This window comes from Serratia sp. UGAL515B_01, from assembly GCF_033095805.1.
Classification (GTDB): domain Bacteria; phylum Pseudomonadota; class Gammaproteobacteria; order Enterobacterales; family Enterobacteriaceae; genus Chania.
On record NZ_CP109901.1, the window covers coordinates 2325920 to 2344839 of the forward strand.

Annotated in this window: 18 protein-coding genes, 1 tRNA gene and 1 pseudogene; 4 read left to right on the forward strand and 16 right to left on the reverse strand. The window is 47.9% G+C overall.

Features of this window, described 5'->3' with window-relative positions:
* Window positions 1–451: 451 nt before the first annotated feature.
* The 3 genes from fadJ to OK023_RS10470 form a co-directional block, all read right to left on the reverse strand.
* On the reverse strand, window positions 452–2617 hold the full coding sequence (fadJ, locus tag OK023_RS10460; protein WP_317692677.1) for a fatty acid oxidation complex subunit alpha FadJ: 2166 nt from the start codon (window positions 2615–2617) through the stop codon (window positions 452–454).
* Entirely contained in the window at window positions 2617–3927 is a 1311-nt protein-coding gene (gene fadI, locus OK023_RS10465; protein WP_317692678.1) for an acetyl-CoA C-acyltransferase FadI, read from the reverse strand. The genes fadJ and fadI overlap by 1 nt, the downstream gene beginning before the upstream one ends.
* Window positions 3928–4246: 319 nt before the next feature.
* On the reverse strand, window positions 4247–4543 hold the full coding sequence (locus tag OK023_RS10470; protein ID WP_317692679.1) for a YfcZ/YiiS family protein: 297 nt from the start codon (window positions 4541–4543) through the stop codon (window positions 4247–4249).
* 531 nt (window positions 4544–5074) lie between these two features.
* Here OK023_RS10470 and fadL point away from each other — a divergent pair.
* Window positions 5075–6352 (forward strand): long-chain fatty acid transporter FadL, encoded by a 1278-nt coding sequence (gene fadL / locus OK023_RS10475; RefSeq protein ID WP_317692680.1) that lies wholly within the window; start codon window positions 5075–5077, stop codon window positions 6350–6352.
* A gap of 114 nt (window positions 6353–6466) precedes the next feature.
* Here the strand turns inward: fadL and mlaA are convergent, their stop codons facing one another.
* From mlaA to ccmA, 10 genes are all read right to left on the reverse strand, one after another.
* Window positions 6467–7228: a phospholipid-binding lipoprotein MlaA gene (mlaA, locus tag OK023_RS10480; protein WP_317692681.1), complete on the reverse strand. Its 762-nt coding sequence runs from the start codon at window positions 7226–7228 to the stop codon at window positions 6467–6469.
* Between the two features lie 34 nt (window positions 7229–7262).
* Entirely contained in the window at window positions 7263–8474 is a 1212-nt protein-coding gene (gene ccmI, locus OK023_RS10485; RefSeq protein ID WP_317692682.1) for a c-type cytochrome biogenesis protein CcmI, read from the reverse strand.
* The gene (locus tag OK023_RS10490; protein WP_317692683.1) at window positions 8474–8941 is read right to left on the reverse strand and encodes a cytochrome c-type biogenesis protein; all 468 of its coding nucleotides are present in this window, start codon (window positions 8939–8941) and stop codon (window positions 8474–8476) included. Before OK023_RS10490 ends, ccmI begins: the two co-directional genes overlap by 1 nt.
* Entirely contained in the window at window positions 8938–9489 is a 552-nt protein-coding gene (locus tag OK023_RS10495; RefSeq protein ID WP_317692684.1) for a DsbE family thiol:disulfide interchange protein, read from the reverse strand. The genes OK023_RS10490 and OK023_RS10495 overlap by 4 nt, the downstream gene beginning before the upstream one ends.
* Window positions 9486–11456, reverse strand: coding sequence for a heme lyase CcmF/NrfE family subunit (locus OK023_RS10500; RefSeq protein WP_317692685.1), 1971 nt, complete (start codon window positions 11454–11456; stop codon window positions 9486–9488). The genes OK023_RS10495 and OK023_RS10500 overlap by 4 nt, the downstream gene beginning before the upstream one ends.
* Window positions 11453–11947: a cytochrome c maturation protein CcmE gene (gene ccmE, locus OK023_RS10505; protein WP_317692686.1), complete on the reverse strand. Its 495-nt coding sequence runs from the start codon at window positions 11945–11947 to the stop codon at window positions 11453–11455. The genes OK023_RS10500 and ccmE overlap by 4 nt, the downstream gene beginning before the upstream one ends.
* On the reverse strand, window positions 11944–12189 hold the full coding sequence (ccmD, locus tag OK023_RS10510; protein ID WP_317697642.1) for a heme exporter protein CcmD: 246 nt from the start codon (window positions 12187–12189) through the stop codon (window positions 11944–11946). The genes ccmE and ccmD overlap by 4 nt, the downstream gene beginning before the upstream one ends.
* Window positions 12189–12923 (reverse strand): heme ABC transporter permease, encoded by a 735-nt coding sequence (locus tag OK023_RS10515; RefSeq protein ID WP_317692687.1) that lies wholly within the window; start codon window positions 12921–12923, stop codon window positions 12189–12191. Before OK023_RS10515 ends, ccmD begins: the two co-directional genes overlap by 1 nt.
* A gap of 113 nt (window positions 12924–13036) precedes the next feature.
* Window positions 13037–13696: a heme exporter protein CcmB gene (gene ccmB, locus OK023_RS10520; protein WP_317692688.1), complete on the reverse strand. Its 660-nt coding sequence runs from the start codon at window positions 13694–13696 to the stop codon at window positions 13037–13039.
* Window positions 13696–14328, reverse strand: coding sequence for a cytochrome c biogenesis heme-transporting ATPase CcmA (gene ccmA, locus OK023_RS10525; protein ID WP_317692689.1), 633 nt, complete (start codon window positions 14326–14328; stop codon window positions 13696–13698). Before ccmA ends, ccmB begins: the two co-directional genes overlap by 1 nt.
* Window positions 14329–14643: 315 nt before the next feature.
* Here ccmA and OK023_RS10530 point away from each other — a divergent pair.
* Both OK023_RS10530 and OK023_RS10535 read left to right on the forward strand, forming a co-directional pair.
* Window positions 14644–14718, forward strand: a tRNA-Arg gene (locus tag OK023_RS10530).
* A 175-nt stretch (window positions 14719–14893) separates the two neighbouring features.
* A pseudogene (locus tag OK023_RS10535) lies at window positions 14894–15363 on the forward strand (tyrosine-type recombinase/integrase); the annotation flags it as partial.
* A 275-nt stretch (window positions 15364–15638) separates the two neighbouring features.
* Here the strand turns inward: OK023_RS10535 and OK023_RS10540 are convergent.
* The gene (locus OK023_RS10540; protein WP_317692690.1) at window positions 15639–15986 is read right to left on the reverse strand and encodes a YebY family protein; all 348 of its coding nucleotides are present in this window, start codon (window positions 15984–15986) and stop codon (window positions 15639–15641) included.
* A 608-nt stretch (window positions 15987–16594) separates the two neighbouring features.
* On the reverse strand, window positions 16595–17104 hold the full coding sequence (ftnA, locus tag OK023_RS10545; RefSeq protein WP_317692691.1) for a non-heme ferritin: 510 nt from the start codon (window positions 17102–17104) through the stop codon (window positions 16595–16597).
* A 525-nt stretch (window positions 17105–17629) separates the two neighbouring features.
* Here ftnA and OK023_RS10550 point away from each other — a divergent pair.
* Window positions 17630–17860: a DNA polymerase III subunit theta gene (locus tag OK023_RS10550; protein ID WP_317692692.1), complete on the forward strand. Its 231-nt coding sequence runs from the start codon at window positions 17630–17632 to the stop codon at window positions 17858–17860.
* A gap of 28 nt (window positions 17861–17888) precedes the next feature.
* Here the strand turns inward: OK023_RS10550 and pip are convergent, their stop codons facing one another.
* A complete protein-coding gene (pip, locus tag OK023_RS10555) occupies window positions 17889–18842 on the reverse strand; it encodes a prolyl aminopeptidase (RefSeq protein WP_317692693.1) in 954 nt (317 codons plus the stop codon).
* Window positions 18843–18920 lie beyond the last annotated feature (78 nt).

Genomic DNA, 18920 nt, shown 5'->3' on the forward strand with positions numbered 1-18920 from the left:
AGCCCGAAGAAAAGGCTTCAAAAACGATTATCCATCGTTTCTAAGGCGACCGGGCATTTTGCCTGAAAGTTTACGTAAAGAAAACGCTGTTTTTTTCACATGAACGACGCCCTCAGGTAAGTCATCTCTCAAAAAAACAACCTGCTTAACGAGATAAATTTAAAATCTGTCGTTATTAATCATTTTTACCCCGACACTATTCAAGTTTCTAGGGTGTTAGCTGCATGACTCTCCCTTGTCCCTTCGGAGCCACTGTATGACCGATTTATCGTTCACTGCCTGTGGCTTGAATGAATTTGGGTATAGTGTCTGATTTTTACCAACAGGGGGTTACGTTACCCCTCGCCGATCCCTCTGTACAGCATTCAAGATTGCCCTTAGTTGCAAGGAGTGATAACGATCACAGTGCGCCCCTGATCAAACTGTAGCGCAAACAGGGCCGCTATGCCGGCTAACTTCCTTGTGGGTAGAAACGTTCCCCTTTCTGGGCCATGTATTGCAGGCGTTCGCACGGGGCAAAATGCTCGCCATGATGCTGCTGCAGATACCGTAGGGTTTGCACCAGTTTCTCTACTCCAAGTTGATCCATATAACGGAAGGGGCCGCCGAGAAAAGGCGGGAAACCAATCCCAAACACAGCGCCAATATCCCCATCACGTGCACTACGGATGACACCTTCGTGCAAGCAACGAGCAGCCTCATTGAGCATCATCATCACACAGCGCTGTGCAATCACCTTATGCTCCATATGTGCTTTGGCGGTTACCCCCAGCAGTGCATAAATCGTGCTATCGGCACGTTTGCGCTTCTGCCGCTGTTTCCCTTGCGCTGGGTAAAGATAAAAACCGCGTCCATTCTTGCGTCCTTTACGGCCATCCTTCAGTACGGCTTCAAACGCAGCCGGGGCAGCAAACCGCGGCCCCAACTCCGCCGTCAATATTGGGATAATTTTGGTGCCCACATCTATACCGACTTCATCCAACAGCATCATTGGGCCGACAGGAAAACCGAAATCGACTAATGCTTGGTCCAAGGATTCAATTGGCTCCCCCTCCAACAGGCAGCGCGCAGCTTCATTAATATAGGGAGCCAGAATTCGGTTCACATAAAAACCTGCCCGATCGGCAACCACTATCGCCGTTTTCCCCTGTTTTTGTGCTAGTGCAATCGTCGTCGCGAGGGTTTCTTCACTGGTCGTGGCATGCGGAATAACCTCTACCAACGGCATCTTATCAACCGGGCTGAAGTAATGTAGACCAATAACCTGCTGTGGCCTGATAGCATTAGCCGCAATCTGGCCAATCGGTAAAGACGATGTATTAGAGGCAAAAATAGTGTGCGGCGCAGCATAGTGTTCAATCTCAGCTACCATCTGCTGTTTGAGTGCAATATCTTCAAATACGGCTTCCACAACAATGTCTACACCAGCAAAACCGCTATAGTCGGTTGAACCAGAGATAAGCATCATCTGTTTCTGGCGTTCTGCTGTCCGCATACGCTTACTGCGTACCCTTTTGCTCAGCAGATCCCAAGTATACTTTAACGCCTGGTTGATACCCTGCTCATTCACATCTTTAATTCGCACCGGCAACCCGGCGCGGGTGGCAGTGACACAGGCAATGCCGCCCCCCATCAAGCCTCCGCCCAGCACACCGATACGATGCAGATCGCGAGGTTTAGCGTCACTTCCATACTCTTTTTTCAACGCGGTTGAAGCAAAGAACAGGCTGCGCAATGCTGCCGATTGTGGTGACATTGCCAGTTCACCGAAAGCACGGGACTCGGCTTCATATCCGCTTTTACTGCCCTGTTCCAGACCGGTAAGAACGACCTGAATAATACGCTCTGTTGCCGGGTAATTGCCGTGGGTTTTCTCCTGCGTTTTCTTACGCACCAGGCTAAACAGCAACCTTCTACCCAATGGGCCGTTGAGCAAACGTTCCTGCCACGGCAAAGCGCGGCGTAATTGCTTGCCTTGCTTCACGCGTTCAATCGCAGTTTGCAGTAAGATAGCGTGTGGCACAGCATCATCCACCAACCCCATCTTTAACGCCTGACGCGCACGGACAGATTTTCCAGTCAGGATCATATCCAACGCTTTGCTGGTGCCAATCAAGCCAGGTAGACGCTGAGTACCGCCAGACCCTGGCAACAGACCAAGTTGTACTTCTGGCAGGCCGAGCTGCGTTTTATCATCCAGCGAGCAAACGCGGCTGTGACAAGCCAGCGCCAACTCTAGACCGCCCCCCAAGCAAGCACCATGAATAGCTGCAACGACAGGCACTGGGAATGCGGCAATCTGTGCCAACGTCTTCTGCCCTTTCTTCGCCAGTGCCTCTGCCTCTTTGGCCGTATTGCAGGCAGCGATCATAGTAATATCTGCGCCAGCGATAAAAGAATCAGCCTTACCAGACAAGATCACTAATCCTTCAAGCGTGGTCAGTTGCTGCGCTTTCAACAGTACATCGTTGACCTGTTCGACAAACTCCGCTTTCAGCGTATTAACTTTCTCCCCGGGTACATTTATGGTGATAACGCCAATATTGTCTGGACGTAGCGTTAGATGAAACGCCGAAGGCGTGGCTTGCTGATCATGCAATGTGTTATCGATACTCATTATTCTACCTCTACGATCATCGCAGCACCCAATCCCCCGGCCGCACAGGCCGTGGCCAATCCTAATCCACCACCGCGACGTTTAAGCTCACGCAAAGTCTGGGTAATCATACGCGCTCCCGTCGCAGCAAAAGGATGCCCGTAGGCAATAGATCCCCCCAATACATTGAATTTTTCCATATCGACCTCACCAATCGCCTGTTCACGACCCAATTTCTGTTGGGCAAACTCATTACTGGCGAACATTTTCAGATTAGCCAGCGTTTGTGAGGCAAAGGCCTCGTGCATATCGATCAAGGTGAGATCGGCTAGGGTAATGCCAGCACGATCTAACGCCAGTGGCGTGGCATACGATGGCCCGAGCAGCATATCTTCCCAAACATCAATAGCAGCGAAAGCGAAACTACGTAGATACCCCAACGGTTCCAGACCCAGTTCTTTGGCACGGGACTCACTCATCATCAGCACCGCAGCTGCACCATCGGTTAATGGCGTACTGTTAGCCGCTGTGACGCTACCATGCTTGCGATCAAAGGCCGGTTTCAGCCTGACATAAGAATCAAGACTTGAGTTTTTACGGATATTATTATCTTCATGTAGAGGCGTTTCGTAAGGCGGCACATAGGCGATCATCACTTCGTCTTGCAGTAGCCCTTGTTCCCAGGCTTTGGCAGCCAACTGGTGCGAACGATGCGCCAAGGCATCCTGTTGTTCACGGGTTATACCATGGCTTTTAGCCATTTGTTCCGCGGTATCTCCCATGCGCAAACCAGTGGAATACTCGGCTACAGCGGGTGGAACCGGCAACAAATCGCGAAATCTGAGCTTGCTAAACAGCTTCAACCGTTGTGATAGGCTACGCGCCTTGTTCACATCCACCAGCGTTCTTGCCAGGGCTTTGCTGACACCTATCGGCAGCACAGAAGAAGAGTCAGCTCCGCCAGCAATACCGATACTGATACTGCCTGCCATAATGCTTTCAGCTACGTTAGCGATTGCCTGAAAGCTGGTAGCACAAGCGCGCGAAACACTGTAAGCATCAGTACTGACGCTCATACCGGTACCGAGCACAATTTCCCGCGCAATATTTGGCGCTTCTGGCATCTGAACCACCTGGCCAAACACCAGTTGCTCGACCAATGCAGGATCGATGTTGCTTCGTGCCAGTAATTCGCTTACCGTCGTTTTGCCAAGATCCACTGCAGGAATGCCGTGATAGACGGTCGCCTGTTTGGCAAAAGGTGTACGTAATCCCCGAACAATCGCGATGCGATCCCCATGACGTGTAACCAACGGTAATGGCTTACTCATAAGCACTCCTGAATGAAGGCCGTTAACATAACAGCCTAAAGAGGTCTGACCTGATGAGGCCATTGTTAACCAAATGTTTATATTTGGCAAACCGAGAAAAGTGAAAACTGGGAGCGTAAGCAAATTTCGGGGAAGTGATGAACCTGCGTGGTAATCTTCACGCAGGCTTACACGCAGGGTCTTTCACCTGACCAGCGTGAAAAACACAGCACGTATACGTTTAATGATTAACGTGCTTTAAGGCTGCAAGCACGGGCCTGCAGGAGGAGGAACTGAGCACAAAAAAGCACGGAAAACTTGATAACGAGTCAAGTAAAGATTAACGCAGACCTAACTGGAATATCAGCGTTTCTGCCTGACAGCAGAAGGTGAAATGGACATCCAGCTTTACCCCACCATCAACGGGTTTAATACTACTGCTGATATCACAGGGATCAGACTCAACGCCACGAGCCTTTTCAGTTAATGCCGCCAACGCTTTCTCAGCATCTTGCTGATTGATAAACACCTGGCTATAGGAAGCGGTACAATCCGTGTTATCCATCACAGTACCGACATCCACACAGCAGCAAGCTGCGGTTTCCTGAGCGTTACACTTATTGATTGCATCTGACATATTTGAACTCTCCTCACAGGCGGCTGTTAAACCCACCCAATAGCTATACCCAAAAAATAATTCGAGTTGCATGTAGGCGGCAAGTCTGAGAGTCGCCAGGAACATAGCTCACTCTATGACGGGTGCGAACGGACAAAGCCAACACCCATGCAACTTGAAGAATGAAGGGTATATTTATGATCTGGCATAAATATACAAAATACTTTTTTATTTTACGCCTCGGATCAACTAATCACTAGCCTTACTTTTATTAGGTGTTTTAAGTGATGGAAATAACGGATGAAAATCACTAACTGCTAAAAATTCGTTATTAATTTGTTATATGAAACCATTTTTCTGGAATGCAGATCTCTTTTTTGATACCAATCACAAAATATTCCGAACAAAGTTGTAACACTTTTGCAGGTCAGACCTATAATTCAGCCACTGATCTGCTTTGTCATGGTGATAACAGATCAATGCAATTGCGCATTACATGTTACTTTGCGTAGCATTATTTAAACAACAAACATATAAAACGAGGTTTTGGTCATGAGCCAGAAAAACCTGTTCACTAAATCAGCTCTCGCAGCTGCAGTGGCAATTATCTCTTCCAACGTCTATGCAGCCGGATTCCAACTGAACGAGTTTTCAGCCATTGGTTTGGGTAGAGCCTATTCTGGTGAGGGTGCAGTAGCGGATACGGCTGCGTCAGCAAGTCGTAACCCAGCAACAATGATGATGTTTGATCGCCCTTCTCTCTCTGCTGGTGCCGTCTTTATCAATCCAAACGTTAATATTTCTGGTACATCCCCTTCAGGTGCCAGCCTGGATGCCGATAATATTGCACCAACTGCTTGGGTTCCTAACCTGCATTATGTCCATCCAATCAATGATCAATGGGCTGTAGGTGCTTCCGCAACCAGTAACTTTGGTTTATCCACCGAGTTTGATGAAGCTTATACCGCAGGCCCTTTCGCGGGTAAAACCGAACTCACCACCATCAACCTCAACCTGAGTGGTGCTTATCGTCTGAACAAACAATTCAGTTTTGGTTTAGGCTTTAATGCGGTTAATGCTGACGCCAAGCTTGAGCGCTATGCGGGTGAAAGCGGTGCTCGCCTGGGGCTGCCAGCAAATACACAGATTTCCAAGCTTGAAGGCAATGACTGGGGCTACGGTTGGAATGCTGGCATACTGTATGAAGTTGATGAAAATAACCGCTACGGCTTTACCTATCGCTCAGAAGTGAAAATTAAGTTCAAAGGCGATTACAGCAGTCAGCTGTCTTCAAGCCTGAATCCATTGCAGCCTTCAACCGGATTACCTTGGGGAACCAATGGCGCGGTCATTCCTGGCAAACTGGATCTGCACCTGCCTGAAATGTGGGAACTCTCCGGCTATAACAAAGTGGCTCCACAGTGGGCGATCCAGTACAGCATGGCCTACAATAGCTGGAGCCGGTTCCAAGAATTACGCGCGAATGGCAACGATGGTAGAACCCTATTCGTAAAACACGAAGGCTTCCGCGACTCCTACCGTATGGGGTTGGCTACAACCTATACACATGATGCTAACTGGACTTTCCGTAGTGGTATCGCATTCGATCAGAGTCCAGTTCCTGCGCAAAACCGTTCTATCTCTATCCCGGATCAGAACCGTACCTGGCTAACTGTCGGTGCGTCGTATGCAATCAATAAAGATGCCTCCATCGATGCAGGTATTGCTTATATGCATGGTCAGAAAGTCACCATAAAAGAAGGCCCTTATACTTTCGACTCCGAAGGTACTGCCTGGTTGTACGGCGCTGGCTTTAATTATCGCTTCTAATCTTTTTATTAAATATAAAAAAGCCCATGATTTACATGGGCTTTTTTACTAACCACCAGTTCAGCCTGTAAAAATAAACGAAAATAATAGCTCGTTATTTTAAGCACAACATTATTAGTTCGCTGAGTCGATCTCATCAAGGTCGTTCTGGATTGCCTTGGCATTTGGGTTTTCTTGAGGCTGGAGCCGCCCACCGCTAGCCAAGAAGTCATGACGCTGGAAATAAGCCTCACGCACCATCAGATAAGGATCGGAAGAGTTAAGCAGTAAGCCATCGGAGTCCAGCAGCTGAGCACGAGTTTCAATCCCTTCTACTACCCATTTGCCAGCAGACATCCAGAAAGTGAGGTAGCTCAACACTGGATAAACGCTATCGGCCCAGTCCCCACCATCTTCACGAACAGTGAAACTGCCGTATATCGGCAGATGTACATAAGGACCATAGCCTACACCGTAGGTTCCTAACGTACCACCAAAGCGGCGAGGTGCTTCACGCGCCAGTTTTGGGTTCGCCATGCCGGCCACATCGATCAGCCCGCCCATTCCCAAAAGGGTATTGAGGAAGAAGCGGTTGAAGTGGATCATGCCTTGATATGGGTTGCCACGCAGGAATTCGTTCACCATGCTGGCAGGTTCTTCTAGGTTAGAAGTAAAATTGCTCAAGCCGTTTCTCGCCGGCTGAGGCACATAATCTCGCCATGCAACTGCAACCGGACGAAGCACATAGGGATCCATCACATTGAAGTTGAAGTTAAACATCGCACGGTTAAAGCCCTCAAGAGGATCGGAACGCCCTTGCGGATCATTACCCGGTGTGCTGGCACACCCCACCAGTAACACCGTTGCGAAAGCCAGCCCAGTCAGGCGAAAATTCATATATTTCTCCATGAAAGTCTATTGATTCTTTTTATTAGGGAACCTGTTTGTCTATCTGAACGCTGACCTGTTCCTTGCCGTTAAACACCTGCAACCCGCTCTCACCAAACCAATCCCCCGCCTGCGGCGTAGCCAGACCATCCTGAGAGAGGCGGACTCGCACTTTCACTTGATGCAATGACGATAAAAGACGTTCAGGCATCATAACGTTACTGTCATCCAGAGAAAAGGACAGCGGAAAACGGCTCAGCGGAAGCTGTTTAACTGCTACCGGCACCGGATTTGTTCCGTCGGTCACCGAAACGAGCAGCATTCCCTGTTGTGGTAACGCTTTTGCTGCCTGTGGCGACAGGGTAACATTGACGGAAAGTTTAACATTTTCTTCCCCCGCCTGAACCTTGGCTTGTTCAATACTACGCTTTATTACCTCAACACGCTGATCGTCTGCTGGAAGCAACTTAAGCATCACTTGCCAAGCCCCAATCGCCTGTGAGTAATTTTCCTGCTCAAAGGCATTAAACGCCAACAGGCTTAACACACGAAGATTAGTATGATCCTCGGTAACCATTTTGCGCAGTATCTTGGCCGCTTGCTTGTTGTCTTCCGGATCGTTGGAACGCGTCAGCACTTCGGCATAGGCCAAACGTACATCTGTATTATTCTGGTCCAAACTGTAGGCTCTTGCAAAAGCTTGCGTTGCCGTGGTGGCATTATTCATCGCCATGCCGACACGGCCGAGCATCATCCAGTCGTTGATGTTCCTATCATCGTCCTGCAGCGAAGTTCGTAGCCCAAGACCAAGTCGGGCAATTTCTTCCATACTCAACGGCTTGGCATGTTCATTGGTGACTCGTTCACGTAGCTCAGGCATTTGTGACATCACCTGATGCCAAGCCATGACTTGGGATAAGCCCCCCGTTTTTAGATAAAAACCAACGGCTACCACGACCAGAACCACAACACCGGGCACCAGAGCCCAACGATTAATAGGTTGAATCCGTTGTTCCGGCTGTACCGGGATATCGTTCAACAAGTTCTGCTGCAACTCTTTCACCAATTCAGGGCGTTCAGCGATTACCCCCTGTTCTTCATCCTGTTCAAGTTCACCGAGACGCTCCTGATAGAACGCTTTATTCAAAGCATCGCGACTAGCCGTATTACTCCTTATACCTTGGCACATCGCAGGCACTACCAGTAAGGCGGCACTGCCAACCAACAGTACAATCATCATCAGCCAAAAAGCCATTAGGGTTTCTTCCTGTCGGTCTCTGCCAATAGCGCTGCAAGACGCCGTTGCTCATGTTCGGAGAACGCTTCACTGTCCAGCTCCACACGGCGATAGCGAGTTCGCAGTATCACCACCGCCCCACCAATCAGCAGAAAGAGCAGCGGCCCAAGCCACAGGATCAGCGTTGCCGGTGTCACCGGCGGCTCGTAGGTAACAAAGTTGCCGTAACGCGCTACCATATAGTCAATAATCTGTTGCTTGCTTTGCCCCTGCATCAGTAACTCATACACTTTGGTACGCATATCCGCAGCAATAATGGCATTAGAATCCGCAATACTGTTGTTCTGACACTTAGGGCAACGCAACTGCTCGGTCAACTGGCGGTACTGTTGCTCCTGCGCTAGCGAATTGAATTTATAAGTATCGATCGCTGCAGCCGCACTCCAACTTAATAATGCTGCCAACAGCAAGGTTATTAGCCTCATGCCTCACCTCCGTATTGACGGTACAGCGGCAATACCTGCTGTTGCCAGACACGTTCGTTCATGTCCCCGGCATGGCGATAGCGAATGATCCCATCACCGTCGATCAGGAAGGTTTCTGGCGCACCATAAACGCCAAGATCCAATCCCAACATGCCATCGCCATCGTACAGACTGAGTGCATAAGGGTTACCCAACTGATTCAACCAACTCACCGCTTTGACTCGGTCATCTTTGTAATTCAGCCCTACCACACGGATCCCTTTCGCAGCTAACGTATTGAGATACTGGTGCTCCGCACGGCAGGTTGGACACCAGGTTGCCCAGACGTTAAGCAACATGGGTTTGCCGTTATGCAGCACTGCCTGATCGAAAGTTTTACCCGGGTGTTCGAGTGACTCTAGCTTAAAGGTGGGTACCGGTTTACCAATCAACGCAGACTCTAGCATCGTAGGGTCTTCCCCTTTAGCATTTCTCGTCAATTGCACCAACAATGCCACCACCAGCAATAGAAACAGGATTAATGGAATAAAGAGTAATTTTCGGTTCATGCTGTTCCCTCTTGCTTAGCTGCACGTTTGAGTTTTTTGTTCATGCGATAACGCGGGTCGAGAATACACAGCACACCACCGATCGCCATAAACACGCCGCCATACCAAATCCAGCGCACAAAAGGTTTGTAATAAAGCCTCACAGCCCAAGAACCATCATCCAGTTCTTCCCCTAACGCTGCGTAAAGATCGCGCGTCAGTCCACCATCGATAGCCGCTTCGGTCATTACGCTACGCGCCACGCTGTAGTAGCGTTTTTCTGCATGCAGAATAGCCTCCGCCTTACCGTTGCGGGTCACATCAATAATCCCGACAGCCCCGGTATAATTAGGCCCGCGAATATCATGAACATCGCGGAAAATAAAACGATAATCATGTATTTCTACGCTATCACCGGCTTTCATACGCACATCGCGTTCAACACTGTAATTCTGGCTAAAAGCAATACCGATCACCGTCACCGCAACACCCAGGTGGCCTAAAACCATCCCCCAGTGGCTACGTGAAAGGTGCGTCAGACCGCGCCAGAAGCCATGCCTATGTGTCGCCCGTTCATGGAGTTCCATCAGCGTCAGTACAATGACCCAGATTGCCATAATCAGCCCAACCACCGTCATCCCGATGATCCGATCTTGTAGCAACCAAGGTAACGACATTGACAATGCAAGAGTGACAAACAACGCCACACCAAGGCGACGCCAAAGCTTCGAGGGTTCATCCTTACGCCAGCGGACCAGTGGTCCAATACCCAATAAAAGTGCCAACGGGGCCATAAGCCAGGTAAACATGGTATTGAAGAAAGGTTCGCCAATCGAAATACTGCCCAATCCAAGCTGTTTGTGCACCAACGGTAACAAGGTCCCGAGCAACACGACCAACATAGCGGCAATCAGCAGAACGTTATTCCCCAGCAGGAAAGTTTCGCGCGAGAAGGTTTCATGTTGCACCCGGCTACGTACCTGGCCGCCCTTCACCGCATACAGAAGTAAAGAACCGCCAATCACCAGCACCAGATAGGCAAGAATAAACATCCCTCGCGCCGGATCGGAGGCAAAAGCATGTACGGAAACCAATACACCTGAACGAACCAAGAAGGTGCCCAGCAGGCATAATGAGAACGCGCTAATTGCTAACAACACCGTCCACGCTTTGAAAGTACCGCGTTTCTCTGTCACCGCCAGCGAGTGGATCAGCGCAGTGCCGACCAGCCATGGCATAAAGGAGGCATTCTCCACCGGGTCCCAGAACCACCAACCGCCCCAGCCCAACTCGTAGTAAGCCCAAGCAGAACCCAGCACAATCCCCAACGTCAGGAATACCCAAGCGGCAGTGGTCCATGGACGTGACCAGCGAGCCCAGGCAGTATCGAGCCGCCCGGCCATCAACGATGCAATAGCGAAGGCGAAAGCCACAGAAAAACCAACATAGCCCATATACAGCAAAGGAGGGTGGAAGATAAGACCAATATCCTGCAACAGCGGATTAAGATCGGCCCCCTCAATAGGGAAACTTGGTAAGGTTCGGGTGAATGGGTTAGAAGTCAGAATGATGAATAGCAAAAAACCTGCGGTGATCATGCCCATCACTGAAAGCACTCGCGCCACCGCATCCTGTGGCATAGTGCGACTGCAAAGAGCAACAGCGAGTGACCAACAACTCAACAACAATACCCACAGCAGTAAGGAACCTTCGTGTGCTCCCCAGGTCGCCGCAATGCGGTAGTACACCGGCAGTTGCGTATTGGAGTTAGCCGCCACATAAGCGACGGTGAAGTCGTTGGTGACGAAAGCATAAACCAGACAGGCAAACGCAAAGATAATGGCGGAAAACATGCCATAGGTTAGAGGCCGAGCTACCGCCATCATGCGCGTATCCTGGCGCGCGGCCCCCCATTGTGGATAAACACTTAGCAACAGCGAAATTGCCAACGCCAGACACAACAGAAAACTTCCAACTTCTGGCATCATGACTTACTGCCCCCTTGCTGTGGGCTAGCATAAGCTGAAGCCGGACCCTTATGATTTTCTTTCATAGCATCAGCAACTTCAGGCGGCGTGTATTTCTCGTCGTGCTTAGCCAATACTTCGCGGGCATTAACCACGTTGCCTTCCCCCAAAACACCCTGTGCAACAACCCCCTGCCCTTCACGGAACAGATCCGGCAGAATGCCCTCGAACGTGACATTAATCGCCCCATGAGCATCGTATACTTTGAAACTCACCCGCAGGCTTTGCTGGTCGCGTTTGACTGAACCCGGCATCACCATCCCACCGATACGCAACCGCTGGCCGACCTGCGGTTTCTCGTGATTTTCACCTTTACCCTGCAAAATTTCAGTGGGGGTATAAAACAGATCGATATTGGAACGCAAAGCGTACAGCAGCAACGTTGCAGTCAGCCCGATGCCAATCAAGATGGCAGTGACCATATAAAGGCGGCTTTTGCGGCGTGGATTCACAATAATGTCCCCGGCGGATTATCGGATTGTTGCGGTGTGACTAATTTTTGTTTTGACTGACGGATACGCCTTTCACGCGACGCTTGGCGGCGAAATTCAGCCAGCAGTTGTTTACGCTGCCACAAGGTATGGAGCAATAATCCAAGCAGCGAGAACACCGTTGCAGCAACCGCCAGCCAGACGTAAAACGCGTAACCGCCCATAGCGAAAAACGACTGCCAAGAACCGAATGCCGCACTCATCATGGACGCTCCTTACTAACCAATTCAGCCACCCAAGGGCGGTGACGCTCTTGGATCAAGATCAGATTACGTAAACGCATCAGCGTCAACGTGATAAAGAACAATAAATAACCGAGGATCGCCCAACGCAATGGGGTACGCATACTGGGTGCAATGCTTTGCTGCATATTAGTTGATCCCTGATGAAGGGTATTCCACCATTCAACAGAGAAATGAATAATAGGAATATTTATCACACCGACCAACACCAGAATACCGGCTGCACGCCCGGCAAGGCGGCGATCGTCGAAAGCATTGTAGAGCGCAATGATCCCCATGTAGAGAAACAGCAACACCAATTCAGATGTTAAGCGGGCATCCCACACCCACCAAGTGCCCCACATTGGTTTGCCCCAGGCGGAACCGGTAACCAAGGCAATGAAGGTGAAAACCGCGCCCACAGGTGCCATGGCGGCCACCAAGGTATCAGACATTTTCATCTGCCAGATCAAGCCGATAAAGGCCGCTATCGCCATCGAACCATAGACCCCCATCGACCACATCGCCGCTGGGACATGAATATACATAATACGGAAACTGTCCCCTTGTTGATAATCTTTGGGAGCGAAACCAAAACCCCATACCCATCCCAACAGGAGACAGAAAGCGCCCGCAATCCCCAACCAGGGAACAAAACGGCCACAGACATGGTACAACCGCTCAGGGCGGGCAAACTGATGTAACCATTTCCACATTGTCTTCATTGCTCACGGTAAAAAATCGTTCAGTAACCACCCGCTTTTGTAAAATGGCGAGCTTCTCTCGTGCAGTAAAAAACATGCTGGCCTGAATTGTCGCAAACACAAACCTAATGAATGCTCACGCGCAATGCCGCTGAGGTAGCAAAAGGCGCCAGCGTTATACTGCCAGCCAGTATGGCACCCAAGATCGCCAGGTAACCGTCTATCGGCATGCCCATAGATGCCGCGTCGATAGCCGCAGTAGAAAATATCAGCACCGGAATATAAAGCGGTAGTACCAGCAAACTCAGTAACACCCCACCTTTGCGTAGCCCCACGGTCAACGCCACACCAATAGCGCCAATCAGGCTCAAGATCGGCGTTCCCAAAAGCAGCGTTAATACCACCGCTATCCAGGTATTTACATCCAGTGACAACAGTAACGCCACCAAAGGCGATAGAATTAGCAACGGCAACCCCGTCACTATCCAATGAGAACAGACTTTGCCTAATACCGTCATTGCCAACGACGCAGGTAACAACAGTAATTGTTCCAATGAACCATCAAGGAAATCGTCCCGGAACAGACGTTCCAGTGAAAGTAATGAGGCCAGTAATGCAGCTACCCATATAATCCCTGGAGCGATACGCGCCAGCAATTGTGGTTCAGGCCCAATACCTAATGGGAATAGTGTGATCACAATCAGAAAGAACCACAACGGATTAACAATTTCCGAACCTTTGCGAAAAGCTATTTTCAGTTCCCGGCGCAGCACGATAAAGAACATCAGACGATCTCCGCGCGAGTATCTGCCAAGCGTATCTTGCTAACTACCCGTTGAGCACCCACCAAATCTTGATGCGTGGTTAACAGCACCATTCCCCCTTGTTGTGCATGGCGTTGAAATAACGCTGTCAATTCCACTACACCTTGTTTATCTATTGCCGTTAGGGGTTCATCAAGGAGCCAAAGCAGACTTTTGCTTAGCCAAAGGCGCGCTAGCGCAACACGCCGTTGCTGCCCAGCTGAAAGTTGCGCCACTGGTACGTCTTCATAGCCGACCAACCCCACCTGCTCCAACGCCAGCCAGATAGCCTTGACATTAGGTGGTTGACACACAGCCTGATAAAATTGCAGGTTTTCAAATGGAGTCAGCATGGATTTTATGCCTGGCTGGTGCCCAAGAAACAGCAAGTCCAACTGAAACTTTTCACGGTGACCCCGCGTGTTTTCCCCTTGCCATAACACTTCACCGCTATCTGGCTGAGCCAGTCCGGCAATGATCCGCAACAAGCTGGTTTTACCCGAACCATTTTGCCCTTCGACCTGAATAATGTCGCCCTGGTTCACCACAAAGCTCAACCCATCGAAAAGTATATGATCGTCACGGACACATCTAAGATTTTTGGCTTGCAGCATGGGCAACTCATATTTTCTTCGGGATTCGAGATAATACCACAAGCCAATAAACGCCCGTAGTCCGCAACTCACAGCGAATATACTCCATTAGGGGTAATCTTCGGCACCAGATCAAAATTGCGAAGAAAAAACAGCAATGTTCCAGAAAGGAGAAAACGCTCTGATGTCCCATAAAAAGGTCATTGGTCTGTCTTCTAGCATAAAACTTACTGCATTTTGGCGAGAGAATAAGCAAACGCACTGCTAAGCGCTTATTTTACGTGTGAAAAAAGGTATACTGCTTTGGCAAATAGGCTAAAACTCTTTACCCATACGGTCCTCTTAGTTAAATGGATATAACGAGCCCCTCCTAAGGGCTAGTTGCAGGTTCGATTCCTGCAGGGGACACCATACATACCTCCACTGCACTCCCCCAAACTCAATAAAAGCCCAGTATAATCAGTTTAAACCCCACAGTTAAGGCAAAATGATATCAACCGATATCTACCCAACTAAATGTACATCAATAGATGTTTGGGGGCCTAAGTGGGGGCTTTTCGTGTTCAATAAAAAGCGAGGCCCCCATATACCACTTAATGCTCGTCAGGTTGACACTGCCAAACCCAGAGATAAGTCCTATAAGCTCGCAGATGGAGGAGGACTTTATCTTCAGCTCAACCCTAATGGTTCTAAATACTGGCGTATGAAATATTGATTTGCCGGTAAAGAGAAAAATTATCATTTGGTACCTACCCAGATATCCCACCAGCAGATGCTCGTTCAAAGCGTGAAGATGCAAGAAAAATTCTTGCTGCGGGCAATGATCCTGGAGAAGTAAAAAAAGCAGATCAACTTACCAAAAAGTTATCTGTTGAGAATACGTTCGAAGCTATTGCAACTGAATGGTACACGGCAAAAGTTTCGGGTTGGTCAAAGAATTATGCAGATTACGTTAACAGAGCCTTCAAAAACAATGTGTTCCCATACATAGGTTCTCGACCTATCAATGAGATCAAGCCACTTGAGTTACTATCTTTATTACAGCGCATAGAAAAATTCGAGCTTCGCGAAATTTTATCATTAAAATCAATAACATAAAAAAAGACCGAATACGAATCCTATATTCGGTCTAGGGAAATGGCTCTTGGGAAAGAGCCGTGCGCTAAAAGTTGGCATTTGCAGAGCTTGTTCAGCCATGCACTTTAAGAGTAGCGTAATGTATTGGTTTTGCCAGCCAACAGCACAGATAGTGATAGTCACATAAGTAAATTATTTTTAAATAATGAATCACGAAAAGCTAACGACAGAATAACTTTATAATGAACAAGCTGTTAGTTTCCATCAACACACAATTTTGTCGCTCTTTCCAAAAAAGGTTGCACACTCATCTTTTGACCAGGGTTATTGACATCATCAAGCAAGATAACCTGCAGCGGTTGAGCCCGCTGTTGCCCAGCTTTAACCTGCTGCTCTGCAACTTTATTGAGTGGATATTGCATCAATGTACTGTTATTCAACACAAATAGTGCTCCCCCTCTGCGGCATTGTAGTGTAACTTCCTCCTTGGAGAAAGCCCACTGCTTGCCGTATTCAAGTTTAGTAACGTTGACCAGTTTATCTGCTGCCAATGTGCCGGTCGCCGTTACCAGCAGTGCAGTACCCAGAATTATCGATTTCATATTATGGCCTTACAGTGTAGATGATACTCATTTTCCCCCACTCAAGGGGAGCAGGCAAGATACAATATCAAATAGGGGAATAAGTTGTTAATCAACTGACCAATAAAGCTGGAAATATTATAACCAATTGTATTATAAAAATTAAATTATGACACAAGTCGAACATGCCACTGATGAAATGAACACTTTTCTAAAATCAGCTTTGATAAACCATCTTGTCAGTATCTGCCAACGGCAGGTCAGAGATGTAGAATAGAAAAATTATCGGAATTGAACCTGTGACAGCTCAGTGCTGTAATGCATCAGTAACGCTCTTGATGGTCGCTATATTTATTCACAATGTTAGACTGCATCCCTTAACTACACGCGAGCACCGCTGGCGCCTATTTATACGCGGAGCTAGGCATGAGCAGTGAAGTTTGTTTGACTAAATAAGTAGCAAACAACATAGCAATGCCCGAAAATGGCGTGAACAAAACCATTATAGCTCTGTCAACATGGGTTGAATTTTGGTAAAAAAGTCTATATCCAGATTTACCCAAGTCACTTCAAGATACAAGCAAACTGCAGTTTTGAGTGGCTTGGGTATAAAAAATTTTATATGGGGCTTAGCCGTTACTACTTTCAGAATTACCCATTTTACTCAGGTCTTTATCGATGAAGAACAATGCCTCGCCGCTATTTCCTACTAAAGCCATCTTATCGAGCACTGATTTAAACAGTTTCTCTTCTTCGTGCTGTTCGGCAACATACCATTGCAAAAAGTTAAAAGTAGAATAATCATGAGACGTTATTGCCACATGCGCTAGTTCATTAATTTTACTGGTGATCATTTGCTCATGTTCATAGGTTTTCTGGAAAACTTCCGCCAGGGACCCAAAGGCTACTGGCGGCGCATCTATCGTACCGAGCAGCGGTAATGCACCAGTGTCGCTAAGATAGTCAAAGAGACGCTGCATATGTTGCATCTCCTCTTGAGAATGATCTTTCAGGAACTTGGCAGCTCCTTCGAAAGCTTGATCTCTGCACCAGGCACTCATTTGCAAATACATATTTGCAGAGTAGAACTCCAGATTAAGTTGCTCATTCAACTTATTTATCATTTCTTGATTCAGCATAATAATTCCTTTTTGCAGGTCAAAATTCAGCCTCTGCATTATACATTGATTAAGTAAAATAAAAACCCCTACTACAACACTGTTAATTTAAATTTGTTTAATTGTGTAAACTTACGATCCGTTGATACATTAATGCATATTATAAAATAAAACTATTAATTATCATTATGTTATATTTTCACAATAATGTTAGAGATACATATAGAGAACAAATGAGTGATCATAGTGAGTTACGATTACTCAATAAATTATACGAGCCTAGAACGCTATATAACCATAAAATTGAAATTTTATGGTTATATAAGAGAGCTTACCTTTTAGGTGAAAAATAATTATATAGTAATCACAAGCCGAACAACCTTATATACCTAAGTTATTTCAGAATATAGGTAGACTACGGGAGTCGCTGGCTGCTCATTTGAGCGCAAAAGTAATGAGTGAATTGTGAGGTTTGGAACTTGCTAAACCTCATGAGGTAGATTACCTTTTGCGCCTATTCGTTGCTACAAAGTAAAGGGAAATAGAGTGGGTTACAATCTGGCAGAATTGCCACAAAATGAGATGGATAAAGTTAACGTCGACCTGGCTGCGTCAGGCGTAGCTTTCAAAGAACGCTACAATATGCCAGTGATCCCGGAAATGATAGAACGTGAACAACTCCCCCACCTACGAGACTACTTTCGTGAACGTGTAGCGCATTACCGAACCGAATCATACAAGTTTTCCCGTCTACCGTACGAACCAAAAGTGAAATAATAAACCTGCCGTTGCGGCAGGTTTTGACTTATTTCACCGCAAAGCGATCTGTCGCCAGCATCAAATGATGCAGAATACCTGGTTCATCGGTTGAGTGCCCAGCCCCTTCGACAATATGCAGTTCAGCTTCCGGCCATGCTTGCGCCAGATCCCACGCATTTTGCACTTGGCAGACCATATCGTAACGCCCATGGACAATCACAGCGGGAATATGGCGGATCCGCGAGACATTCCTTAGTAACTGGTCGTCACTGTCCAGAAAACCTAGATGCGTAAAGTAGTGATTCTCTATACGGGCAAAAGCCAGCGCAAATTCATCCTCACCAAAGGACGCAGAAGAACCGCTTGGTAACAGCGTCACGGTTTCGCCTTCCCACAAGCTCCACAGTCTGGCTGCTTCAAGTTGCACATTCACATCCGACGAAGTAAGACGCTGGCGGTAAGCAGCTATAACGTCCTTTCGTTCTTCTTCTGAAAGAATTGATATTACTTTTTCCCATTTATCAGGAAAAAATCGTGATGCGCCATCCTGATAGTACCAACTGAGTTCCTGCTTACGCAGTGTGAAAATACCCCGCAGTACCATCTCACTAACGTGTTGAGGATATGCCTGAGCATATGCCAGAGCCAGCGTAGAACCCCATGAACCACCAAAGACTAGCCACTTATCAACGCCTACCATATTACGCAATTTTTCAATATCTTCGACCAAATGCCATGTCGTGTTATTGTCCAAGCTGGCATAAGGTTTTGAACGACCACAACCTCGTTGATCAAACAGCAACACTTTATAATGCTTAGGGTCGAATAGTTGGCGGTGATAAGGTGCAATACCACCGCCAGGTCCACCATGGATAAACACCGCAGGTTTACCGCTCGGGTTGCCGCTCAGTTCCCAGTAGATCCGATGGCCGTCCTCAGTATCCAGCCATCCACTGTCATATGCTGACAGCGGAGGATACAAACCTCTTAATTGCTCCATGGTACTTCCATCTCTGTGAGTGATTTACTCATCAAAGCTGAAGCAGCTCATCAGGTCAACGATAAAACGATAAAACCG

Bases quoted from the DNA above. Each gene is read 5' to 3' on its own strand.
- fadJ (WP_317692677.1), bottom strand. From the start codon at position 2,617: ATGAGTATCGATAACACATTGCATGATCAGCAAGCCACGCCTTCGGCG.
- fadI (WP_317692678.1), bottom strand. From the start codon at position 3,927: ATGAGTAAGCCATTACCGTTGGTTACACGTCATGGGGATCGCATCGCG.
- OK023_RS10470 (WP_317692679.1), bottom strand. From the start codon at position 4,543: ATGTCAGATGCAATCAATAAGTGTAACGCTCAGGAAACCGCAGCTTGC.
- fadL (WP_317692680.1), top strand. From the start codon at position 5,075: ATGAGCCAGAAAAACCTGTTCACTAAATCAGCTCTCGCAGCTGCAGTG.
- mlaA (WP_317692681.1), bottom strand. From the start codon at position 7,228: ATGAATTTTCGCCTGACTGGGCTGGCTTTCGCAACGGTGTTACTGGTG.
- ccmI (WP_317692682.1), bottom strand. From the start codon at position 8,474: ATGGCTTTTTGGCTGATGATGATTGTACTGTTGGTTGGCAGTGCCGCC.
- OK023_RS10490 (WP_317692683.1), bottom strand. From the start codon at position 8,941: ATGAGGCTAATAACCTTGCTGTTGGCAGCATTATTAAGTTGGAGTGCG.
- OK023_RS10495 (WP_317692684.1), bottom strand. From the start codon at position 9,489: ATGAACCGAAAATTACTCTTTATTCCATTAATCCTGTTTCTATTGCTG.
- OK023_RS10500 (WP_317692685.1), bottom strand. From the start codon at position 11,456: ATGATGCCAGAAGTTGGAAGTTTTCTGTTGTGTCTGGCGTTGGCAATT.
- ccmD (WP_317697642.1), bottom strand. From the start codon at position 12,189: ATGAGTGCGGCATTCGGTTCTTGGCAGTCGTTTTTCGCTATGGGCGGT.
- OK023_RS10515 (WP_317692687.1), bottom strand. From the start codon at position 12,923: ATGTGGAAATGGTTACATCAGTTTGCCCGCCCTGAGCGGTTGTACCAT.
- ccmB (WP_317692688.1), bottom strand. From the start codon at position 13,696: ATGTTCTTTATCGTGCTGCGCCGGGAACTGAAAATAGCTTTTCGCAAA.
- ccmA (WP_317692689.1), bottom strand. From the start codon at position 14,328: ATGCTGCAAGCCAAAAATCTTAGATGTGTCCGTGACGATCATATACTT.
- OK023_RS10540 (WP_317692690.1), bottom strand. From the start codon at position 15,986: ATGAAATCGATAATTCTGGGTACTGCACTGCTGGTAACGGCGACCGGC.
- ftnA (WP_317692691.1), bottom strand. From the start codon at position 17,104: ATGCTGAATCAAGAAATGATAAATAAGTTGAATGAGCAACTTAATCTG.
- pip (WP_317692693.1), bottom strand. From the start codon at position 18,842: ATGGAGCAATTAAGAGGTTTGTATCCTCCGCTGTCAGCATATGACAGT.